We start from the raw sequence: 1,660 nt of genomic DNA on the forward strand, positions 1-1,660 counted from the left end.
GCCAGGCCTCAGCATTTTATTATGGTGATCCCCTGGGCGAAATGCGCCTGGTAAGCAGAGTTTTTGAAATGTAAGGCCTTTGAATAAGACAAAAGGCTGCCTCATCGCTAACTTTGCAACAGTGCCATTTTAAGCGTTATGCTAAGCCCAGGAAGCCGCAGGATCTTTTGAACCACAACTGCATTAACGTCCGCTATTCTGATACGAGTGGATTGTACGCCTGGGAATTCGAGAAAGATGCTCAGAAATTCAGTCTGAAAGTCAAAGGGCAATATATTGCGAACAGCACGATTCATCAGCTCGATGCAGCATTAGACGGGCTGGGGATTGCCTATATTCCCGAGTATGTTGCAGATGGATATATCAAAAGCGGCAAGCTGATTGCTGTTCTGACCGAGTGGTGTCCATATTTTGACGGCTACCATATTTATTATCCTCACCGCCGACAGGATTCTCCTGCGTTTATGGCTTTTCTGCAAGTTTTGCGTGACAGGTACAATAATGGAATAAGATAAATTTATGAGTAAAGGATTATGTCCACGATAAGCACCTGGGTCGATTCCTGGGAGGCGGCCATGAGGGTAGGGAAGCGCCGTCCCGTCAAGTCAGCGTAATGCTCTGCCAGTGTTACAACCAATTAACCAATTCTGATTAGAAAAACTCATCGAGCATCAAATGAAACTGCAATTTATTCATATCAGGATTATCAATACCATATTTTTGAAAAAGCCGTTTCTGTAATGAAGGAGAAAACTCACCGAGGCAGTTCCATAGGATGGCAAGATCCTGGTATCGGTCTGCGATTCCGACTCGTCCAACATCAATACAACCTATTAATTTCCCCTCGTCAAAAATAAGGTTATCAAGTGAGAAATCACCATGAGTGACGACTGAATCCGGTGAGAATGGCAAAAGCTTATGCATTTCTTTCCAGACTTGTTCAACAGGCCAGCCATTACGCTCGTCATCAAAATCACTCGCATCAACCAAACCGTTATTCATTCGTGATTGCGCCTGAGCGAGACGAAATGCGCGATCGCTGTTAAAAGGACAATTACAAACAGGAATCGAATGCAACCGGCGCAGGAACGCTGCCAGCGCATCAACAATATTTTCACCTGAATCAGGATATTCTTCTAATACCTGGAATGCTGTTTTCCCGGGGATCGCAGTGGTGAGTAACCATGCATCATCAGGAGTACGGATAAAATGCTTGATGGTCGGAAGAGGCATAAATGCCGTCAGCCAGTTTAGTCTGACCATCTCATCTGTAACATCATTGGCAACGCTACCTTTGCCATGTTTCAGAAACAACTCTGGCGCATCGGGCTTCCCATACAATCGATAGATTGTCGCACCTGATTGCCCGACATTATCGCGAGCCCATCTATACCCATATAAATCAGCATCCAGGTTGGAATTTAATCGCGGCCTCGAGCAAGACGTTTCCCGTTGAATATGGCTCATAACACCCCTTGTATTACTGTTTATGTAAGCAGACAGTTTTATTGTTCATGATGATATATTTTTATCGGCACTGTTGCAAATAGTCGGTGGTGATAAACTTATCATCCCCTTTTGCTGATGGAGCTGCACATGAACCCATTCAAAGGCCGGCATTTTCAGCGTGACATCATTCTGTGGGCCGTACGCTGGTACT

The 1,660-nt window shown here is 44.9% G+C and carries 2 protein-coding genes; one reads left to right on the top strand and one right to left on the bottom strand.

Going from position 1 to position 1,660, the window contains the following annotated elements:
• The first annotated feature begins 113 nt into the window (after positions 1–113).
• Complete coding sequence (locus FTU29_RS17185; protein ID WP_001183556.1) at positions 114–515, top strand: LysR substrate-binding domain-containing protein; 402 nt, start codon at positions 114–116, stop codon at positions 513–515.
• A 136-nt stretch (positions 516–651) separates the two neighbouring features.
• On the opposite strand, the gene FTU29_RS17190 is transcribed toward FTU29_RS17185, so the two are convergent.
• Entirely contained in the window at positions 652–1,467 is an 816-nt protein-coding gene (locus FTU29_RS17190; protein WP_000018323.1) for an APH(3')-I family aminoglycoside O-phosphotransferase, read from the bottom strand.
• Positions 1,468–1,660: the final 193 nt, after the last annotated feature.

It is taken from the genome of Acinetobacter sp. YH12086 (genome assembly GCF_013419345.1).
GTDB classification, from domain to species: domain Bacteria; phylum Pseudomonadota; class Gammaproteobacteria; order Pseudomonadales; family Moraxellaceae; genus Acinetobacter; species Acinetobacter amyesii.

Bases quoted from the DNA above. Each gene is read 5' to 3' on its own strand.
- FTU29_RS17190 (WP_000018323.1), bottom strand. From the start codon at position 1,467: ATGAGCCATATTCAACGGGAAACGTCTTGCTCGAGGCCGCGATTAAAT.